Origin of the sequence: Anaerobiospirillum sp. NML120448 (assembly GCF_023050945.1) — a bacterium.
Lineage (GTDB): Bacteria > Pseudomonadota > Gammaproteobacteria > Enterobacterales > Succinivibrionaceae > Anaerobiospirillum.
Genome location: NZ_JALKIM010000066.1, coordinates 1 through 20,320, shown reverse-complemented (window position 1 = coordinate 20,320; position 20,320 = coordinate 1). Strand labels below are relative to the sequence as shown.

At 37.8% G+C, this 20,320-nt stretch carries 11 protein-coding genes and 2 pseudogenes; 1 reads left to right on the top strand and 12 read right to left on the bottom strand.

The features are described from left to right. Positions 1 to 250: 250 nt before the first annotated feature. The 9 genes and pseudogenes from MXE38_RS09815 to MXE38_RS09775 all read right to left on the bottom strand — a co-directional run bounded on the left by MXE38_RS09815 (position 251) and on the right by MXE38_RS09775 (position 15,812). Positions 251 to 3,103 (bottom strand): AAA family ATPase, encoded by a 2,853-nt coding sequence (locus tag MXE38_RS09815; protein WP_246914327.1) that lies wholly within the window; start codon positions 3,101 to 3,103, stop codon positions 251 to 253. A 20-nt stretch (positions 3,104 to 3,123) separates the two neighbouring features. Then, positions 3,124 to 5,673: a 3'-5' exonuclease gene (locus MXE38_RS09810; protein WP_281503195.1), complete on the bottom strand. Its 2,550-nt coding sequence runs from the start codon at positions 5,671 to 5,673 to the stop codon at positions 3,124 to 3,126. A 714-nt stretch (positions 5,674 to 6,387) separates the two neighbouring features. Beyond that, positions 6,388 to 8,118, bottom strand: a pseudogene (locus tag MXE38_RS09805) (UvrD-helicase domain-containing protein); the annotation flags it as partial. Positions 8,119 to 8,268: 150 nt separating this feature from the next. Then, complete coding sequence (recC, locus tag MXE38_RS09800; protein ID WP_246914326.1) at positions 8,269 to 12,177, bottom strand: exodeoxyribonuclease V subunit gamma; 3,909 nt, start codon at positions 12,175 to 12,177, stop codon at positions 8,269 to 8,271. Positions 12,178 to 12,723: 546 nt separating this feature from the next. Continuing rightward, positions 12,724 to 12,957 carry an LPP leucine zipper domain-containing protein gene (locus MXE38_RS09795; RefSeq protein ID WP_246914325.1) on the bottom strand — a complete coding sequence of 78 codons (234 nt, stop codon included), beginning with the start codon at positions 12,955 to 12,957 and terminating at the stop codon, positions 12,724 to 12,726. A gap of 181 nt (positions 12,958 to 13,138) precedes the next feature. Next, complete coding sequence (locus tag MXE38_RS09790) at positions 13,139 to 13,852, bottom strand: hypothetical protein (RefSeq protein WP_246914323.1); 714 nt, start codon at positions 13,850 to 13,852, stop codon at positions 13,139 to 13,141. A gap of 60 nt (positions 13,853 to 13,912) precedes the next feature. Further along, a complete protein-coding gene (gene gmhB / locus MXE38_RS09785) occupies positions 13,913 to 14,473 on the bottom strand; it encodes a D-glycero-beta-D-manno-heptose 1,7-bisphosphate 7-phosphatase (protein ID WP_246914321.1) in 561 nt (186 codons plus the stop codon). A 122-nt stretch (positions 14,474 to 14,595) separates the two neighbouring features. After that, positions 14,596 to 15,210, bottom strand: a complete 615-nt coding sequence (locus tag MXE38_RS09780) for a transglycosylase SLT domain-containing protein (protein WP_246914319.1) — start codon at positions 15,208 to 15,210, stop codon at positions 14,596 to 14,598. Between the two features lie 263 nt (positions 15,211 to 15,473). Beyond that, positions 15,474 to 15,812 (bottom strand): P-II family nitrogen regulator, encoded by a 339-nt coding sequence (locus MXE38_RS09775; protein ID WP_246914317.1) that lies wholly within the window; start codon positions 15,810 to 15,812, stop codon positions 15,474 to 15,476. 600 nt (positions 15,813 to 16,412) lie between these two features. Between MXE38_RS09775 and MXE38_RS09770 the strand changes: the two genes are divergently transcribed. Next, a complete protein-coding gene (locus MXE38_RS09770; RefSeq protein ID WP_246914315.1) occupies positions 16,413 to 17,015 on the top strand; it encodes a super-infection exclusion protein B in 603 nt (200 codons plus the stop codon). Between the two features lie 431 nt (positions 17,016 to 17,446). Here MXE38_RS09770 and MXE38_RS09765 read toward each other — a convergent pair whose 3' ends face one another. From MXE38_RS09765 to tuf, 3 genes and pseudogenes are all read right to left on the bottom strand, one after another. Continuing rightward, positions 17,447 to 18,403, bottom strand: a complete 957-nt coding sequence (locus MXE38_RS09765) for a hypothetical protein (RefSeq protein WP_246914313.1) — start codon at positions 18,401 to 18,403, stop codon at positions 17,447 to 17,449. Between the two features lie 240 nt (positions 18,404 to 18,643). Further along, positions 18,644 to 19,636, bottom strand: a complete 993-nt coding sequence (gene glpX, locus MXE38_RS09760) for a class II fructose-bisphosphatase (protein WP_246914311.1) — start codon at positions 19,634 to 19,636, stop codon at positions 18,644 to 18,646. A gap of 496 nt (positions 19,637 to 20,132) precedes the next feature. Then, positions 20,133 to 20,320: pseudogene (gene tuf, locus MXE38_RS09755) on the bottom strand (elongation factor Tu); the annotation flags it as partial.

The window sequence follows — 20,320 nt, the reverse complement described above, 5'->3', positions numbered from 1 at the left end:
CAATGAAGTAGATCTAATGGCAGCATAGTCATAGCTCTCTACGCTATATCTACAATGGCTTGACAAAACACACTTTTTTTGTTAATTACGGCTTGAAAAGTGAATTCGTCGTCCGTACAGGTGGAAATTTATTTTAAGTGCAATATTGTTTAAATATGGTTTTATTACCATAAAATACTTTTTATTGCACAAAAATAATGAAATAAGAAAAAGCCATCTGCTAAATTTAGCAGATGGCTGTAACAAAAAATTAATTTAGACGTTCAACTAAACCACTTCGCCTTTGTACTGAGTTAGCTAAGGCACAAGATAATGATGCTTTAGTACCTAATACTTCTACTTGCTTTTTAGCTCTAGTAATACCTGTATAAAGCAACTCTTTATTGAGTACTCTATTGGCATTCTTAGAAAGCAAAATACTTACTTTATCGTACTCAGAGCCTTGAGACTTATGGATGGACATGGCAAAGCCAGAGTCATAATTATTTAACATCATGGTGCTCTTGATGTTAAAAGTCATAATACTTTGACCATCTACCTCTTCAATACCCTTTGGAATAATTACCTTTAAGCTACGATCCTTAACCTCTTGCCCGTCATCTATGTATGCGCAAAAGCCTACATAACCATTTACGAAGCCCTGATCTTTATCATTGGCTGTAATTAAAACAATTTTTCCAGGAAAGAAGCTTTCTTGTTTGGCTGGGATTAATCTTTTAAGGTAAGTACGACATACCTCTTGCTCAATAAGCTCATTAATCTTTTGATCGCCAAACTCACCATTGTGGTTAGAACATAAAACTCTAAACAAATCCATAAGCTTAAAGACATGCTCTAATTCTTTAGGATCAGTGCTTAAAGTAAACTTCTTAGCAGCAAGATATTCTAAAAATGGAGCATAGTTGTCCTTACGACCACGTTCTACACAGCTTTTAGCAAAATTGATACAGTACTTTTCTGCAAGATCTTCACTATTGGCAAGATAGCTTTGAGCACTCTTACGTCTTGAGAGCATAAAGTCCTCAAATAAATTCAAGCTAATTGCTTGCTTTTGATCTTGCGCAAACTCGTCCATTACTTGTTGGGTCTTAAGGGCTACTTTATCATCAGCCTTGTTACTATCACCAGACATAGATTCGAGATCTTCGGCAACTCTTTGCAGCTGCTTTTTAGTTAAATACGAATCAATGTTTTCAGTTACTTGAGCTTGCAGCTCAGCTTGTTGCTGCTCCTCTAGTGAGGAAAAAGGCTCATTTACTAATTTAGCTAATTTACCAATTTGAGGTACATCTTTAGAGCGATAGCTAAATTGCAGTAAAGCAACATGATTGGCTATCTTTCCAGATAGCAGTCTCTTAGCGCTGTAACCACTAATAGCCTCAATATTTTCAAGGCTCTGTTGACTAATGCGATTATCTGTACTTAAGTTAAGCTTGTAGCATAAGTCGGATAATACTGATCCTGCCTCTACTGAGGATAACTGGTCTTTATCACCTAACAAGATAAGCTTACAGTTATCTGGCATAGCATTAATGAGCTTGGCAAATAAAGCTAAATCCAACATGGACACTTCATCTACCACCACTACATCGCAAATTAATCTATTATCCTTGTTGTAAATAGGGGTAGCCTTATTCGGTACAGTCTTAATTAAAGAATGAACAGTGACAGCTTCCGTTGGAATTAAAGACTTAATCTTTTCTGCACTGATACCAAAATTCTGACTGAGCTTCTCAATAGTAATTTTAGTTTGCTCATCTTTAAGCTGCATTAAAATAGACTCGCTCATACGAGCAGCAGCCTTTCCAGTAGGTGCACATAAAAGAATATGTGATTTGTTAACATCCAAGCAAATGAGCATAAGGATAATGCGCAATACGGTAGTAGTTTTGCCTGTACCTGGGCCACCAGAAATTACAGTAAACTTTGAAGTGCTAGCCATAGAGGCTGCTACCTTTTGCCAATTAAGATCCCCATCAACCTCATCTTGCACGAATAATAGGCCGATAAGTTTGCGTAATTGCTCCAAATTATCTGAGCTTAAATCGATATTAGCAATTTGGGTAATGTAATTAGCAACTTCCACTTCATAGTTATAGTAACGTCTTAAGTACAATCTATTAAGATCAAACACTAAAGGCGAATTACTCTCTTCTTTACCACCTACAGCAATTGCTCTATGCAAAATTTTGAATAAAGTTTCTTTGCTATCAGGGGTATAGTACTTAGAAAGCAAAAGCAACTCTCTTAAATCTTGGCACTCTTCATCACGCTTGTTTAATTCCTCTAACTTAATATCCCACTGTTCAATGGTGTCGTAGATATCTTGTAAGGAACTTAAGTTTATACAGATATCACCCTCTTCCATATGAGAGAACAAAGACAATAGCACTAAGTTAAATACCTGTTGCTCGTAATCGTTAGCTAAAGGAAAGTGTCTTTGTAAATAATCAATAAAAGCTACATCTCGGCTCTGTATATACTCACAGTGGTAAGCACTTTGTAACAAATTCTTATTCTTAATTTGAAGAAATTCAAAGTTATCATGATAACTGACTAAAGGAGATTCACTTACTTCTTTGAAGTAACTGTCATCGCCATAAATCTCCTTGGGGCTATAACAATCACAAGCTAAGTAAAAACGGATCTCATCTTTGAACTCATTAGAGCTATCTAATGTAATCTTAGCCTTAAGCGGAGCATGATTTTTTGTGCTAACTAAGTTAGTGGCACTATCGTTTTCCTCAAGCGCCTGCTCCATTAAATCAGGCTCATCCTCAGTAAAATAGAGATCATTTTTTAAAGCAAATTCTTTTTGCTGATAGTAGTTAAGTAGCTCATTAACAGCTTTATTGTTGGAGCCACTCTCTGGACTATCGGAGCTCTCTAGCTCTGGGGCATTGCTAATATATGAGCCATAGGGATCATAAGATTCACTATAGCTAAAGTTATTCATTTCCTCGGAATCATAGGAAGGATTGAAGTCATTAGTTTGAGCAAAAGAGTCCTCATTGCTCGAGCCAAAAACTTCAGATAATTGACGCTCCTTAAAATAGGCATCAACGTCAATTTTGCTAAGATCCAAATTTTCTTGTTCTTTCATCTTTAACTCTCAACCCTTCGCTAGTTCTCATCAATACCAACAGTAAAGAGCACGTCTAACTGGTAAACCACTTCAAAATCGAGCTTAATAGCAAATACTCCAGAAGAGACTCGATCTCGATTGTAATTGGCTTTCATGCCTCTTAAGAATAAATAAACAGCACCGCCAACATGTTGATTATAAAAAGCCTCTAACTCTTCATAAGTAGCATCAAAAGGAATTGCAAAACGACGCTTTAAGTGGCGATATAAAGCTAAGGTATAAATCATAAATTGCACATCATAACGATGGCCGTAAATAGCACTTAGCATATGCTTCTCATCGTAATCACTATCGTTGGAACCTAAGTAATTAGACTTATAGTCAATAACGTAATACTTAACATTGCTGCCCTCTTGCTCTTTTCTTAAAGCAGCTACCTTATCAAAAGAAGCATTAGCAAAAAGTTCAGGATCGTATTTGTCTAACTTAGAATTCTTAGTTAGGCGATGAGTTTTTAAAGAGCTAATATTATTAGCAACCTCTTGAGCTGTTTGCTCTGGTAACATTCTGGCCACATCGCTGCGCTCTCTTAGCTGTAGTGAATCATTTAAGTCAAAGCGACAAGCTAAGTCTATAGAACCAGTAATATAACCTACCAGTTCGTCTTCCGTTAAAGTCAAAGAATCTACATAATCTTGATAATCAGGCGGCAGTAAATCTCTGGCCACCTTACGGCAAATGACATCAAGTTGTGAAGTTTTAAAACGCTCATTGGACATTAAAAACTTCATTTCAGGCTCATAAGAAAGCTCTTTTAAGTCCGATAAAGCAAAGCAATGATGTTTACCTGCAATGATTGGTGCCTCTAAAACATCATTAAACCATTCTGCCAATAAGCTCTTGTTATTTTCACGATCACGGCCAATAGCCCTAATTAATGAACTATATCGTGAGTTATCAACTACCTGAGTCATTACAGTGTCTAAAAGATAATTCTTAAAACCTTCAACCTTGATTTTTTCAAAATCAATATGCTCTAAGATATCGTGCATACAGGTACCAGCATTGGCACCACGAGGGAAGGTATAACAAATCTTTTTAGAGCTATCTACCCATTTAGCAACAGTAAAATCCTGCACGTAATAACAATTACTATTCCAATTACTTTGCATTTGATATGACCAAGAGCACTGAGGGTTCTCTTGTTCTTTAAGGACAGCACTAGGCTCTTTATTTAGTAAATGAGTACCAACGTTGTTACCTGCACCTGCAAATAAAGGAATATTCGCTATATTGCGCCCGCCCAGAACATTTTTGCCCGACAACTCATTTGGTAATTGGCCGTCATCAAGCTCAATGCTTTGGCTTACTAAAGCGTCATCTACACTAGCCTTATCTAAGAGATCAGCATCTTCTGCGCTGGTCTCGCGATACTTAGAAATGGTCTTGCTTCCATCAGTTAAGCTAGAGTACGAGATAATATTAAAATGTCTATCAATGGCATTTTTATATAAAAACGACTGAGCAAAAGTAGGTATAGGCTTATCTTTTGGATAACTGGAAATATTTGCTGAACGACGATCATAAACACCCAGCTCGTCATCACTCATACTAAAAGGCAAAGGCTCAAACTCTTTTTGAACCTCATCCATATCAGAGTCTTGTTCCTCTTGGCTAAATAAAGGCTCAAAATTAAGTATGGTAAAGAGCTCTGGGTGCTCACTAATAGCACTAATAAATTCACTTGGATCATTAGAATCAAGCTTTAAGCTCTTTTTGATGTTATAGCTTTCATCCATAACATTCTGCAGCTCATGACTAGCCTGCATAGTCACCAATGATGTTACCTTACCTCCTCTATTTATTTTATTGGCTCCAATAAATAAGAAGTTAGCATAACGAGCACGTGTTAAAGCTACATAAGTAAGACGGGTCTGCTCCTTACTATTATTAATATCTTGTAGCTCTTTTGCTGTTTCTACTTGGGTCACACCATCACTTTTACCAGTATAGTTGCCCTCACTATCTACTATAGGCAGTGTTACATTAAAAGATAATGAGCGATTACTATCAAAGTCGATCACAATGTGATCGTAAGGCTCTTGAGCATAATATTTGGCAAAATTATCTGTTGTGCTGTTAGAAGAACTACCTTTAGTGCTCCATAAAAATGGCATGAACACAATAGGAAACTCTAAGCCCTTAGACTTATGAATGGTTAAGATCTTTACCTGATCATGCTCAGACTCTAAACGCTTTTTGAGCTGATCTTGCTCAACGTCTTCCAAGGAGTTTTCCAACAAATTGTTATACCAGTGCATCTGGGTCTGATTACCTTGCTTTTGGGCATGGATTCTTTGCACTATTTCACTGATATGACAATAGTTGGTATAGGCTCTTTCGCCATCCTTTAACTCTAATAAGCGAGCTTCAACATTATGGTAAGGATCACTAGCCCATTGGAAGAATGCAGGTAAAAAGCCATACTCCTCCCAGGTGCGAGCACAACTAGAAAGAATTTGCACCTCTTTTTCAATACCTTCGGTTGAGGTAAATTGAGTAAACTCCTCACTATTTAATGCCAACATACGACAAGCAAGCAGACGGCTTATCTTTTTAACATTAGTGCAATCGCACATAGCCTCCATCAAATATCTAATTTCAATAGCCTCATTTGATGGTTTTGAATTGTTGCCATCGGTAGCAGTAGTTAAAACAGATGATTTATCAGAAAAATACACACTTGGAATTTGTAATTTCCACAGCTCACTTTGAATGGCATTATTCTCAGATACATTAGCCACTAAAATAGCAATATCTCCTGATGACACAGGAACCTTGACCTTATCTTTGATAATAAAGCCTTGAGATAGGATTTGCTTTACTAATAAAGCAGTTGCCTCAGCATAAGCTTTATGGATCTCAGTCTTTCCTTTAAAGCTGTCTCCCACTTTAACTACATAAGTATTAGCATTACCCTTGAAGTTAAGCTTACCTAAAGACCTATCTACCTCAGGGGCACTTTCAAGGTATTGCTCTAGCCCCTCTAAAACAAAGTCACGCTCTAGTAGAGTATTGTCTTTACTGCCCTTAATCTTGCTCTCTAATTGCTTACCCTTACCAGATAATACAGGAGCAAAAGGAATATCAGCCTCATTAAATGGGTTGTAGTTGTGAGGATTTAAGGTGGTATCAAAAATAGCATTAGTAGCTTGTACCACATCAACAGAAGAGCGGTAATTGGTATCTAAAGTATAAAAACCTTTACCCTTAGTTAGCTCTACAATGATATTTTTAGCCTTTAAATAAGAGTTAATATCAGAGCCACGAAAAGCGTAGATAGACTGCTTTGGATCACCAATCAGATAACAATAAGCCTGCTGCTTGATAGCCTCATCGTTGAGGTAAATCTTTTTAAAGATATTGAACTGTACTGGATCAGTATCTTGGAACTCGTCAATCATGGCTAAAGGATAACGAGCTCTAATAGCCCAAGCTAGGTTATCACCCAAATGGCCACGTTCATTTAAAGCATAGTCAAGACGTAGCAGCACATCATCATTACTCATGACATGCAACTCTTTACACTTAGCATCCACCTCTTTAATCATTAAGATGGCAACACAAGTCCTTAAAATCTTAGAGGAGTTGTTTAAAATTTGTCCGAACTTATTTACCTCTTTTTCACTAATTACATAATCAACAATAGGACGGATACACTCTCTAAACTGATGCAGATTTTTAGGTTGCTTGTTTACAACATTTTTAGATACATATGTGCTACTGTCATACTTAGTGTTTGATATTAAATTTGAATATAAGCTAACAATCTCATTTTTAAGAGTTTTAATTGAGGACTCTGGTTCATTAGAGTCTACTTTCATTAGGTTTTTAACAGAAATTAAAAAATCATAAATTAGCGATAAAGCATCTTTGCCATCTTTAATGAGCGCAAACTTACCTTCTTTATTATCAATGTTGACAGGCAATTTAGTATTAGCGTCATAAAACTTGGCTAAGTCTTGCTCGTTAAACTTCTGATAAAAATCAATAGCACGCTTGATCATCTCATCGCTTTGCTGAGTGAGAAACTCAAGGTAAGAATAGATCTGTGGCTCTAAGTCCTTAGAAAGATCAATAGCAAAGCCATTTTGCTCTAAGAAGTTTTTAAACTCATAAAGGTCAAAGCCATAAAACCCCATCTCATCAGATGAGAGTCGTACGCTACGAATTTGACTGATTAAGCTTTGTAAAGATTCTGGAGTACTGGTGTTTAATTGCTCTAGCAATAAATTAGAGCTGGACTCTTGATAAAACAAGCGTCTCCAGACTTGATAGTATGCCTCATGCTCAATATCTCTAAGGTCAGTTTTAAGCTCAGTATTAAAAGCTTCTCCTGACTCTAAAGCATAAACTTGAGTGAGAGTGCTATTACAAAATGAGTGAATAGTACTAATAGAAGCTTGGTTAATCTTACGCTCAGCACGTACTAAGATTAAGGCAGCTTGACGTAAAGGCACAATATTACGCTCAAGCAGATCTTTGATGATCTCTAAAAACACTTGGTCTTTAACGCCAATTTTCTCTAAAGCAGCTTCAACATTAATTTCTAACAATAGCTCTTGTAGCTCTTGCTCGCTATAGTCTTTATAGCTAACCAAAGAAACATCTTGCCCCTCTTTATCCTTAATCTTAAGGAGCACCTTTTCTTTAACCTTGGCAGGGTTTTTAACCAAACCATCATTACTAAAATCAGCTCCGCAATGAAGATAGTTAACTACAAAATTAACAAATTCCTCAATGCAAGAACGAGCAGCTCTAATACGCTCGTAAATACGAGCCTTTAAGTCAGAGGTAGCTGCATTAGTAAAAGTTACAATTAAAAACTCGTCAATCTCTAAAGGACGATCTAAGCAATACTCTTTTTTGCCTACACCTAGTAAAGCTCTTAATACCAAATTGGTAATAGTATAAGTTTTGCCAGTTCCAGCACTAGCCTCAATTAAAGAAGGCTGTGCCATATTAAAGGTCATGACATTAAGAGTCTTTGAAACCTTACTTTTATTGTTCTTTTGCATGATGCTACTTTTCCGTAAAACCAAACTGACAAATAAACCACTGACATGCCATGTCAGAACATAGAGATAACCGCCTTTTAAAATTTGGCGATTATGGATGGTTCACTATTCTCTATTTAAATGAGCATTAATGAAGTTGCTGTAAAAATCCCGATAATCATAGACTATGTGACTAAGACGTTGATTCTGAATAACAGCCTCTAAACCTGAAAACAATAAAGAGTCTGCATTCCTAAATGAATCTTTTGTAATCCCCACATTACCCTCATCATCGATAGTAATATTGGATAAGGCTTCATTAAAGATAGGCATAGGAGAGCCCCTACCTAAAAGGTAATAAATCAAGAGCACATAAATAATAGTTTCAAGCTCATCCTTACTATATTCTGTTAACCTTAATATCGAGCCAGTTTTATCTACACAAGAAATTTCCTTGAGTCCGCCATCATACAAATATTGGCCAATAGCCTCTTGTAGAGCAGCAAAAGCAAGCTTAATATTTTGAAACCCAGATTTAGCTGATTTAATTTCATGGAAACAATCTAAGCATACTGTTTTGGTATGAGCTTGGCCTTGTAGGGCTACTTCAAAACAGTAGTTTTCCTCGCTTGTACCAATAGCTCCCTGAAGGTTTTGCTCAGCTAAACTTAAAACATCAATAGAGGCATTCTCAGCAAAATAACTTTTAGGAATGTAAACCTTAAAAGTCCTAATCTGACAGTCAAGCACGCCTACTTGACTATAGCTGTCAATGTTAAAGTTCTCCTTTAAAGTGTTAGCTATAGTGTTAGTTGTATTTTGTAATTGCTCGACTAAATTGTCTTTAAAAATGCCGTAAGGAAGCTTACCTAATAAGGATGACTGTTCTAAATAAACCTCTCTTTCTTGAGGCATAAGATTAATCAAATCATTAACAAATTTATTGATTTGATAATCATTGAAAGTAAACATCTCATCTTCTTTGAGTTGAGCATTTTCGGTGATATCAAGGTTAATATTAAGAACGTCTTTTAAGAAATCCTTACTTGGAGCTTTTATAAAGTTAAAGAGCTTGTTTAAAGTAAGCTCATAAGTAAGCTTGTTAGAAAAATCTTGGTAGAATGCGCCCGCACCTAAGATAGAAGCTGGGCGTTTATTTGAGTTATCAAGCAAGATATAGCTCTTTTTAAAGCTTGGCACACAAGGCATAGCATCGGTTATTTGCTGATCGTTATTAACCGTATAATTGCTGACGTTATAACTGTTTAGGTACTCTTTAACTAAAATACGATCTAAAACAGCTTTTTGGTTTTGGCTCTTGATGTCTAGTTCGTGACCTTCTACCGTACAGCAATCAGATAAATAGTAAATCAAGTCATCTAACACTACTGATGGGTTTAAGGTAGTCTTATCAATTGGGCTTTGACCAATATAAGACAAATATAATGAGCTACGGGCAGATAGAATAGCCTCTAAGAAGAGGTAACGATCATCAATGCCACGGGAGCGATCACCACGCTCAAATAAATCACGACTGCTCATTAAGTTAAAGCCAGGAGAACGCTCCTCACGAGGGAAATCTATATCATTTAAGCCTAAGATAAAGACATGCTTAAAAGGTACAGCACGCATTGGTACCAAGGAGCAGAAATTTACCTTATCTTTTAAGAAAGGCTGATAGTTACGCTGGGCAGTCAATCCTTGGCGTAAGGTAGCAGAGAACACTGGCAAGTTGATACTTGGTTTATGCTCAATATGACCGAAAATGGTCTTAAGATTTTCAATAATGTTATAGACCACACTCAAAGCATTATCAGTCTCAACATTATCCTCAAAGAAGCGGTAAGTAAGCTTTTGGCTTAAACGTTGTGCCCAGCCTGATGGAGTAAGAGAAAGCTCTGGAGTAAATTCTTGTCTTAGTTCTCTTAAAGCCTGTAAGAAGTCCCAGAAATTACCTAAGGTCTTAGCATCAAAGCCCTCAATTTCACTATAGCAAGGCATGCTTTTACTGTCGCCTAACATAGAGCCTAGAACCATACGATCCATGCCTTGAGCAAAGGAGCCAGGAATATTAATTTGCGCTACCTCTTGGGTATCCTCATCATCAAGGCCCCAGTAAATATTGCTGCTATTTAACCATTGGGCAATAACCGCTACTTCTTTTTGCGATAAGTTAAAGCGGGAACTAATAGCATTTTCTGAGAGCAAATTAATGACTAAAGATGAAGTAATTCTAGTAGTACCAATATCTAAGAGCATTAGTAGCGCTTGGCAAATAGGATTAGCCTCAGTCTCAGTACGATCTGAAATAACAAAAGGAATAAAGTCACTGCTGCCCTGTTTATATGAGCCACCAAACACAGCACTAATATGTGGTGCATAGTCATTAATGGTTGGCACCATCACAACAATGTCTCGAGGATAGAGCTTTTCGTTATTAATTTTGGCTAAATTAAAACGCTCTAAAATAGCATCATGAAGAATTTCAACCTCACGACGTTTGGTGTGGCAAGAGTGAATAGAAAAAGAGCGATCGTCTTTATTAATTAAATAACGACACTTGTTTTGCTCTAAATTTAACAGCTGCTTTTGTAAGAAAGCTAATAAAGAACCACCGCTAATAGTTTCAATAACTTGGCCATTAACTTCATCATAAGAGCTCTCAAACTCCTGAGCTACATCAGGCTCACTAAAGCAGGAAATATTATCTGGCACAGGATCACGGTCAAAGAACATATAGAGATTGTCTCTACCTTGCTGACCATAAGAGAGCAGCAATGGATTACCCTCTACACGTTCACCTGCGTCATCATAATCATTAATAGAAAGGTTTTGCGCACTGACTTGAAGGTACTTCTTTTTAGTCTTAAGTTTTACCTCGTGAATGCTCTTGGTTGAAGCTTGGATTAATTTGACATACTCATTAAAGTCTTGGCGGTGACGTGGTGCAATATCAGCCCAATACTCAGAACAAGGGTTTAAAAGCATTACATTGACACTACAATGCAAGGCTAAAGCATCTAAAAATTCGATAACTACACGAGGTAGAGAGCTCACACCAAAGACAAAGACACGGTCAAAAAGCTTAGGTAAATTTTGGTTAGTTTTAAGCTCTTTAATCAAGCTATCCATAACTTGAGAACGATCTAAGTGCTCTAATAACCAAATAAACTCAGGAGAGCTTTGATCATTAAAGCCAATGTCGTCTGAAGATAAGAGGTTTAAGTTATAGCGCAACATACACCATAACTTAATTTGCCAAATGTTATTTTTAAATAAATTTTTAATTAGCTCTACACGCTCTTTACTAATTCTCTGAGCAAAAACGTCACTATCATCAGTGGCTATAGCCTCTTGTGAGCTAATTAAATCTAAGTCTTTAATGCCATTAGACTTAAAGCGTCTCTTAGCCTCATTAAAACCACTCTTTTCACGAACAAAACGGCGACACTCCTTCTCAATAAATTTATTGATAGGATTAGCAGGATTCTCTGGGTCTTTCTCATAGTCATCAAAAGCACTTAAAGGAATTTTGTTCCAAGCTAAAATCCAGCGTGGACGATACATTTGGTACTGATCCAAAGTATCGGCAATTTTGGCAGACAGCTCATAAGCCTTATCGCCAAAATTATCATCTTCCAAATATTGCTGTAATCGCTGATAAATATTGTACTGTTTGGTGCTATCTACACTTTGCTCAGACCAAAGCTTAATTTGAGAGAAGATATTCCAAGTAATATGCTCACGATCATAGAGGTCTTGCTTTGGAGCACTAGGATGTAAAAGGCGGTGAGTATCATAAATAATTTGCCACACTTGTCGATAGTCGCACAATGAGACAATATTATTTTGCATTGCTAAGCGCTGTGATAAAAAGGTCTCCATGCCTAAATTCATAACCACAATCTTTTCATGTGATAAAGGATCTGGCAAAGGATATTCTGACATCATCAAAGCACAAATATCACCTAAGGTCTCCATATTATTAGACATATATAAAGAGAGACCTGTTACTACTTTACTATTGCTATTCATGCCAGCTCCTTTTTCCTAAGCCCAAACAAAGGCCTTGCTGTTACACCCTATAGGCTATTAAGTTATGAATATAACTATTATATAGTTTTTTATAACATACAATGAAGATTACTATAAATATATTGTATTCTAGGTCTCAAAATCATATTAATAATATTGACCTTAGGCAAGATCTAAAATAGCTCCGCTCGGGCATATTTATGCACCTAAGAAAGAAATAGATGTTAACCCAGCCCTTACTTAACATGGTCTTACCTAAGATGGTTTAAGAACAGCTATGAAAAGAATGGACTATTATTGCTTGAGTGTATATGACAGAGAGAGTGCTACCTAGCACTGCGCTATTGTGTTGTGCATGTTCTGCGCTAATGCGATGCTGCGCAGCTGCGCTGCTAGGCAGGATGCTACGCAGGGCTTGGGTACGGTGATGCGATGAGGGTTGAGGGAGCTAAAAAGCAAAAAGGACTTGACCAAAAACTTGATCAAGCCCTTTTTCGTTCAAAGCTTTTAACCTAAAAGGTTAATAGCGCTACTTAGTAAGTAATATTACTTCTTGTAGCGACGAGCTAAGTTGTCTAAACGCTCATTAGCACGAGCTGCGTCAGACTTAACGAATGCAACGTCGTTAGCTAACTTGGACTGTTGGGTCTTTAATGCGTCAACGTCAGCAGCAATAGCGTCAACCTTAGCATTTAATTGATCTAAAGAAGTGCTGTTGCAGCCAGCTAATAAAGTAGCACCTAAAGCAGCTGCACCTAAAACGGCAGTGAACTTGTTCATTTAAAATTCTCCAAACTGTTTAAACAGAAAAACAGCTCTCGCTGTTTTACTTCATTCTAATACAAAAGAATCTTATGATCACTAATTCTTATTAAGAAAACAGATCCCAGCCCACAAAGTTAAATGATTTATGCCATATTTTTGAGCATACTTGCCCTATTATTGATAAAAAACTATCTTTTTATCGATATAAAGTATCGACATAAGTCTCAATTACAGGACGTAAAGGAGTAGTTTTTAAGAACATATCTCTAATATATTTAGAGCGGGCATTTAAAGTTACAGAGTTGATAAGTTCTAAGGATGAAGTGTCGTACATATCAACCTTAAGACCGACATTGCCTGGACTAATTTGAGAGTCTTGCCAGAAAATAGGACGAGAAACAGCTATGACATTACAGTAGTTTTCACGTGCTTTTTCTTGAAGAGAAACTACAGGGACATCCTCAGCAGGATAGGAAGATAAATCAATAGCACCATCAACATTATATTGCTGCATAGTAGTAACTAAGATTTTCTGCATGAAGCGACCAGAATTCTTATAACGTGTTCCAGTATCGGTGATCATATCGCCACCATTAAATACACAAACACGGTCAGTTGAGGTCATCAAATGACTTTGCTTATGTACATCAAGATTTAAATATGGAACATTAGGAATTGATGTTGAGTTATAGCCAGAACAAGAAGCTAACAACAATGAGCAAGAACTCATTAATACCAGAGCTAGTTTACTAGCTTTAATCATAATATCCTCATTTACATTTTTATCTTGAAAATACGACCAGCTAACAACAGACGATTGGCAGCACTTTAAGCACAGCGCCGCACCATCCGCCTCTACCGCATTAGCACTACGATGCCACCACTGCGCTGCGATTAGCTGCACAGCCACAGCAATGAGCTGCGCTCACTGCGCTGCACAGCCACCACTTATCCTAAGTAAAAGTAAGCTCTATAATGAAATACTTTGGTTCTTTAGCGCAGCTACAAACTGAGGCATGTTCTCATAGACTAAAGCTTGTGGCATAAGCTTATGCTCAGATGTAATATGCTCACCTACTAACACGAGAGTTTTAACATTAGCAGCTTGTGCAGCTTGTAAGTCAGTAGCATGGTCGCCAACCATAATGCTATGCTCCATGTCGATATCAAACTCTTTTTGTGCCCATAAGAACATCTCTGGCTTTGGCTTACGGCAAGTACAATCACATCTAAACTCAGCTACTGTGGCATTTGGATGATGAGGGCAAAAATAAACCCCATCAAACTTAGCACCAACTAGATCTAATTGACCCTGCATAAACTCAGTTACTGTGTCAAAATCATCCACAGTATATAGACCACGAGCAATTCCTGACTGATTAGTAACTAAAATAGTTATGTAGCCTAATTTTTTAAGTTCGGCTAACGCCTCTGATACTCCTGGTAAAAACTCAAAGCGCTCAAGAGTACCGACATATCCATAGTCACGATTAATTACACCATCGCGATCAAAAAATACTGCTTTTTGCACAGCTAACCTCAACAGCTAAAGACTAGAACAAATAAGACTATAAAACAGTCTTTTTAAGATTATTAATCTACCCCTATAAAATTAGCACAAGCGACTAACCATAGGCAGCGTAATTTCATATATTAGTAAAGTTGGCAACGCAATAATTGCTGCTTGTAGGTATTGGCTCTTTTACTAACGGTGTTTGCTGTCTGTAAAAGCCAAGCTTTGGACTTATAAGTACCATTACGATAGCCGCCCCAACCTTCATGATAATTTAAATATTGGTTGTAAGCGTCAGTTAAAGGTACACCATTAGTTTTCTTAGTCTTAGTCATATACCAAGCAATAAAATCTAAGGAATCCTCAAAGTCATCGCGATCAGAAAAGAAAGAGCCTGCTTGATCAACATAATCACCCCAGACCTCATCTTGAGCTTGTGCATAGCCAAAAGATGAACTACCACGGCCATAAGGAATGAATAAGAACCATCTCATTGGAGGTTTAGCATCGTCTACAAAACGAGACTCTTGATACATAATTGACATGGCAACATTAATAGGCACGCCATATTTCTTATGTACTTTATGAGCAGCTGCATACCAGCTATCTTTTTCTTGGAATATTGAGCAGATATTATCGGGATTATTAGGAGGTGAAGTAGAACAGCCACTTAAAACTATAGTGCCTCCTAAAACTAAGGCACCAAGAGCAGCCTTTAAGCTAAATCTTTTAGACAAGAGAGCAAGTTTAAACATCAAACTTATCCTTTTTCATACCGCTTAATACGGCTCAAATAGAGGTTAAGCAAATCTTATTAAATACGATTCTTAACAAGAAAGTTAGGCTCTATTATATCGATTCGCAGCTCTAAAATGAGACAAAAAGGAACTTAATGGTAGTAAAAAAATATGTGCTCTTAATAATGTGATGGCAAAGAGATAAAAGGTAAGGCCCATAAACAGATAATTACCATAAGCTAACGGGCCTCAAAGAATACATAATGAAAGGTATATAAAAACTAAATAGCGTCTTCGCCTTCTTCACCAGTACGAATACGAATAACACGCTCGATGGAAGATACGAAAATCTTACCATCGCCAATCTTACCAGTATGAGCACCTTTAGTAATAGCTTCAATGCAAGCATCTACATCTTCGTCTTTTACTACTAACTCAATTTTTGCCTTTGGTAAGAAATCAACCACATATTCGGCACCACGGTAAAGTTCAGTATGGCCCTTTTGACGTCCAAAGCCCTTAACCTCTGATACAGTCATGCCTGAAATGCCATTGGCACTTAAGGCCTCACGAACATCATCTAATTTAAAAGGCTTAATAATAGCGACAATTTTCTTCATAACTACAAACGCAGCCCCAATCTAAAAGAAACTGCGCCTCCATTACCAAAGCACCCAAATAAGTGCGAACCTAAACATAGTGACTAAACAGCCACACAACTCAATCAAAATTCAGATACCAGCAGTTAACTGCTACCCTAAATCAAAACTAATCATTTATCAGCCTCTTATATTAAAAAGACCAATAAAAGATAGATAATGCAATAATGAGCGAGCTGCTCTAATTCTCAGCGCTTAAATCTTAGCTAAACACTCAAGCCTAAGACATTGTATAGCTTAAGCTAAATATCTTTGCAGCGCATGAAAGATCCCGTATTTGCCCACAATAAGAGCACAATTAGATCATAAATCTTGATTTGAAACATACTTGCACTATCAAAATGCACTATAGTTTAAACGCTTTTGATGAAATTCTCTTGACATTTTCCTGACAGGAAATTGACATTAATTAATATTTAGGTAGCGCAAAGTCCCTACTATCCTTGATAGATAAAGGCTTTTGAGCATTTGGCACACAGCTTGCTCAACTAATAAAAATTTCGTCATTTCCCCAAATTGGGGAATTAAATTTTAGTTAGTAAAGTAAGTGGAGTTTGAAAAATGGAAAATAGCCAATCTGTTTTTGCTGCTAATAAGACCTTAAATATCGTTATGCTTTGGCTCTTTTGCGTAACTCTTTTATTATTAGTTCTTCCTTTAGAAACTATCTCTCAAGAGTTAGCAGATCAAGTAGCCGCTAATAGAACTTATCTCTACTTAGCTTTAATTGTTGAACTTTCAAATTTCATTAGTCAAGCTATTATCAGTTTCATCGGCTCTTACTTAAACCGTCGTGGTCAAAAGAAAGAGCAAGACGCTATGAAGAATGTTGTTAGCGGTTTAGACTTCTCCGAGCGTGCTTTATTACGTGAGTTTGTATTACAACGTAAGTCCGTTCTTTACTTACCAGAGTCAGAGCCTACCGTACGCTCTTTAGTTGAGTCTGGCATTTTAAACGTAGTAGGCGATCCAGACGAGACCACCTCACGTGTTCCAATGGTTATTACTAAGCAAGCTCGTCCATTTATTAGCTACAGAGCAATTGGCTTAACCCGCAGCAAGATGAATGACGAAATGTTAGAGCAAATTATGAATGCTCGTCCTGAGTTTGCTCGTGAAAAGAAGGTTATGCCTCGTGCTTACCGTGGCATTAAGGCAGCCTAATTAAAGATTTAATAAATTACTAACTAACAAAAAAGACGTGTTTGTTACACGTCTTTTTTTTGCTCTAAAGATAATGTTTCTTTTCTGACACTTCCATACCATAATCGCATCTACCAAGACACCCCACCTCCATCCTAAGCCCAAATCATAGCCATCACCTCAAAGACAGCCCATATCTATCCTAAAAGGGCATCAGCACCAGCCCTACCCCTGTATCAGGCCAGAGCCAGCACCAGCAGCTGCGCCAGGGCTTGCAGCAGCGGCAGCGGCAGCGTCTGCGCCAGCAGCTGCAACAGCAGCTGCAACAGCAGCAACTATCTCTAAATTTAAAGGTAAATTATGTGGCTAGAGCAGACTCTTAGCTCTGACAGTGTTTTTGACTATGGATAAAGACCTGGGGTTGAGCCTTAACCTTGGCCTTGGCCTTAGCCTTAGCTTTTGTTTGAGCCAGCGTCAGAGCCTTTAGCTGGATTTGTTTGTAAGTTTGGGTCTTGCTCTTGGTTTTGGCCTTGCTCTTGGCCTTGGGTTTGATCCTGGGCCTGGGCATGGTCTTGATTGTTGCCTGGAGCTTCGTCTTGGGCTTGAGAAGGCTCGTCGCTGGTGGCATGGGCAAGAGTGAGGTTAGGGTCGCAAGGCTTTTGGTATTCAAGCAAGCATGATGACTGCTTTACTCTTAACATGGCCACATGAATGACACATGGAACTGTTACTTTATATGCAGGGCCTCCAAACTCATAAATAGAGTTAAATATGGAATAGAGCACGTCAACAGACATATTAAGTAAAGTTTGAATTTTATTGGCAGATTGTCCTAAAGCACTGCCCAGAGCATTACTAATAGAAACGCTGACACCCATAATCTTAGCAATACTGCTAGAAATCACAGAAGATAGCAGCAATAAAGCCTTGGGACTTAATTGGGCTAAGTCACCTTTTTCTAAGGCCTTTACTACAAGGGCACCATCGTTAGATTGATATTGTTTGACCTCAGAGACAATTAATTCGCGCTGCTCATTATCCATTTTGCCGTACATATCTTTCATGACATAGGCAATAAGCTTACGCTCTAGCTCAAAGATATTATCATCCTCTTGATAGTCAATTTTCATGTGTTTTAAGACATCAGCTACCACAGTATGATAATCAGGGCCTTTACCTCCACGCAGGAGGTTAACAATAGTATGTCCACCAAAGGCACGAATTTCAGCGCTAATTACATGACAATAGCGAGCATGATTTGGATAGTAGCGAACAAAAGAGTCATCACTAGTAAGCCTCTCACTAAAAGAGCTGGCCTTAATAAACTGTACTAAAGGAGCAAGCTCCTCGTTACTTGCAGCTTGCAATACCGTATCTAAATCAGCATCAAAAGTGTAATTAGCACTCATATTTAACGTCCTGGTTAACAGCTAAAATTAATTAAGGGATAGCTCTAGTACTATTGTGCTTGATACTCTATCAATTAATACTTAGGAATCATTTTAATTTAACGCAAAAATACCAAATAAGTCACCAACTTTATGTACTAATTCATGGTCTTATATGGCTTAGATGTATAAAAAAACAAACCCAATAGCCACATAGTTCTATTGGGTCTGCTTTAAGAAGATTTAAAGAACAAATACAAATTAGTAAATAATAGAGCTCATAGTTGAGAGCTTCTTACGGTTATGCCAGGCTTCAATAAAGCGCTGGGTACCAGTACGGCCACGAGAGGTCATAGATGAGGTAACAGCATACTCATTGCGATACTCTACACCACGTAATAAATCACCCTCGGAAATACCAGTAGCGGCAAAATAACAAGTATCAGTGGTAATTAAATCATCTACGCTACGAATAGCCTTAATATCAATACCATCAGCTTCAATTGACTGCTGCTCTTCAATAGATAATGGATTTAATTGGGTCAACATCTGAGCACCACTGCCTTTAAGAGCGCAAGCGGTAATTACAGCCTCTGGAGTACCACCAATACCAATTAACATATCAATGCGGTGACGTGGGTCAGCTGCCATTAAAGCACCAGCTACATCACCATCACTAAATAAGTGAACACGAGCGCCAGCTAAACGTAATTCTTGAATTAAGCCTACATGACGTGGCTTGTCTAATACGAAGACGTTGAGCTCACCTGGGTTTTTACCAATTGCCTTGGAAACCTTATTGACATTGTCACGCACTGGAGCATCTAAGTCGATTACGTTAGCTGCATCCTTACCTACTACAATCTTTTTGCAATAGAAAGAGTGACCTGGGTTAAACATACCACCCTTGCTGGCAGCACCAATAACAGAAATAGCATTTGGTCGACCATAAGCAATAGCGTTAGTACCCTCAATAGGATCTACAGCAATATCAATTTCTGGACCATCGCCAAAGCCAACACTTTCACCATTGAAAAGCATTGGAGCGTGATCTTTTTCTCCCTCACCAATAATTACACGACCACGAATATGTACTGACTGGAAGGCAATACGCATAGCAGCAACAGCTGCACCATCGGCCTCCTCCTTATCACCACGGCCATAATAGCGAGCAGCCGCCAAAGCACCAGCTTCAGTTACTCGTACTAAATCTAATGCTAAGTTCTTATCAGCTAAATGCTGGATGTCAGACATAACAACCTCTTTTAATTACAAACACAATCGCATGAGCTTTTAAATGCGACTTCTTTTAATTTTTTTCAAAGCTTTTATAGCACGCATCAGCACCGCAAATAAGGGAGATATTACGGTACTTGCTAGCTTTTAGCACCTACCATCCTGCCTATATCAGATCAATCTAGCATCTACAAAATTACATTAGGCAACATGCATCACATTCAATTAAGATAACTAGTAATAATAAAATAGACCGTGATATAAATAGCAAAATCAACACTGACTATTAATCTGTATCTAATAATAAGAGTTAGGTCAAACTAAAAGCGCTATTGCTCTTTAAAGGACTATGCATTCTAACACACAGATACGCAATATTAGGCATTTTGTGCAACTGCACATAAAGCACAACTTGCAAAAGCTTGTTGCAATAAAAACGAAAAAAGCCGTAGGAGCAAAGCCCCTACGGCTCTTTTGCTAAATAAATTTAGCTAACAAATAATCTTAAAAAAGATTACTCGATGATGGTGGAAACAACACCTGCACCTACGGTACGGCCACCCTCACGGATAGCGAAGCGCTCACCAGCAGCCATAGCAACTGGGTGAATTAAGGTAACGGTCATCTTGGTGTTATCACCTGGCATAACCATCTCTACACCCTCACCTAAGTCGATAGAACCGGTGATGTCAGTGGTGCGGA

What these genes read in the sequence shown, in the direction of transcription:
- MXE38_RS09770 (WP_246914315.1), top strand. Translation starts at nt 16,413, where the DNA reads ATGGAAAATAGCCAATCTGTTTTTGCTGCTAATAAGACCTTAAATATC.
- MXE38_RS09815 (WP_246914327.1), bottom strand. Translation starts at nt 3,103, where the DNA reads ATGAAAGAACAAGAAAATTTGGATCTTAGCAAAATTGACGTTGATGCC.
- MXE38_RS09780 (WP_246914319.1), bottom strand. Translation starts at nt 15,210, where the DNA reads ATGTTTAAACTTGCTCTCTTGTCTAAAAGATTTAGCTTAAAGGCTGCT.
- glpX (WP_246914311.1), bottom strand. Translation starts at nt 19,636, where the DNA reads ATGTCTGACATCCAGCATTTAGCTGATAAGAACTTAGCATTAGATTTA.
- MXE38_RS09795 (WP_246914325.1), bottom strand. Translation starts at nt 12,957, where the DNA reads ATGAACAAGTTCACTGCCGTTTTAGGTGCAGCTGCTTTAGGTGCTACT.
- MXE38_RS09765 (WP_246914313.1), bottom strand. Translation starts at nt 18,403, where the DNA reads ATGAGTGCTAATTACACTTTTGATGCTGATTTAGATACGGTATTGCAA.
- MXE38_RS09775 (WP_246914317.1), bottom strand. Translation starts at nt 15,812, where the DNA reads ATGAAGAAAATTGTCGCTATTATTAAGCCTTTTAAATTAGATGATGTT.
- recC (WP_246914326.1), bottom strand. Translation starts at nt 12,177, where the DNA reads ATGAATAGCAATAGTAAAGTAGTAACAGGTCTCTCTTTATATATGTCT.
- MXE38_RS09810 (WP_281503195.1), bottom strand. Translation starts at nt 5,673, where the DNA reads ATGTTGGCATTAAATAGTGAGGAGTTTACTCAATTTACCTCAACCGAA.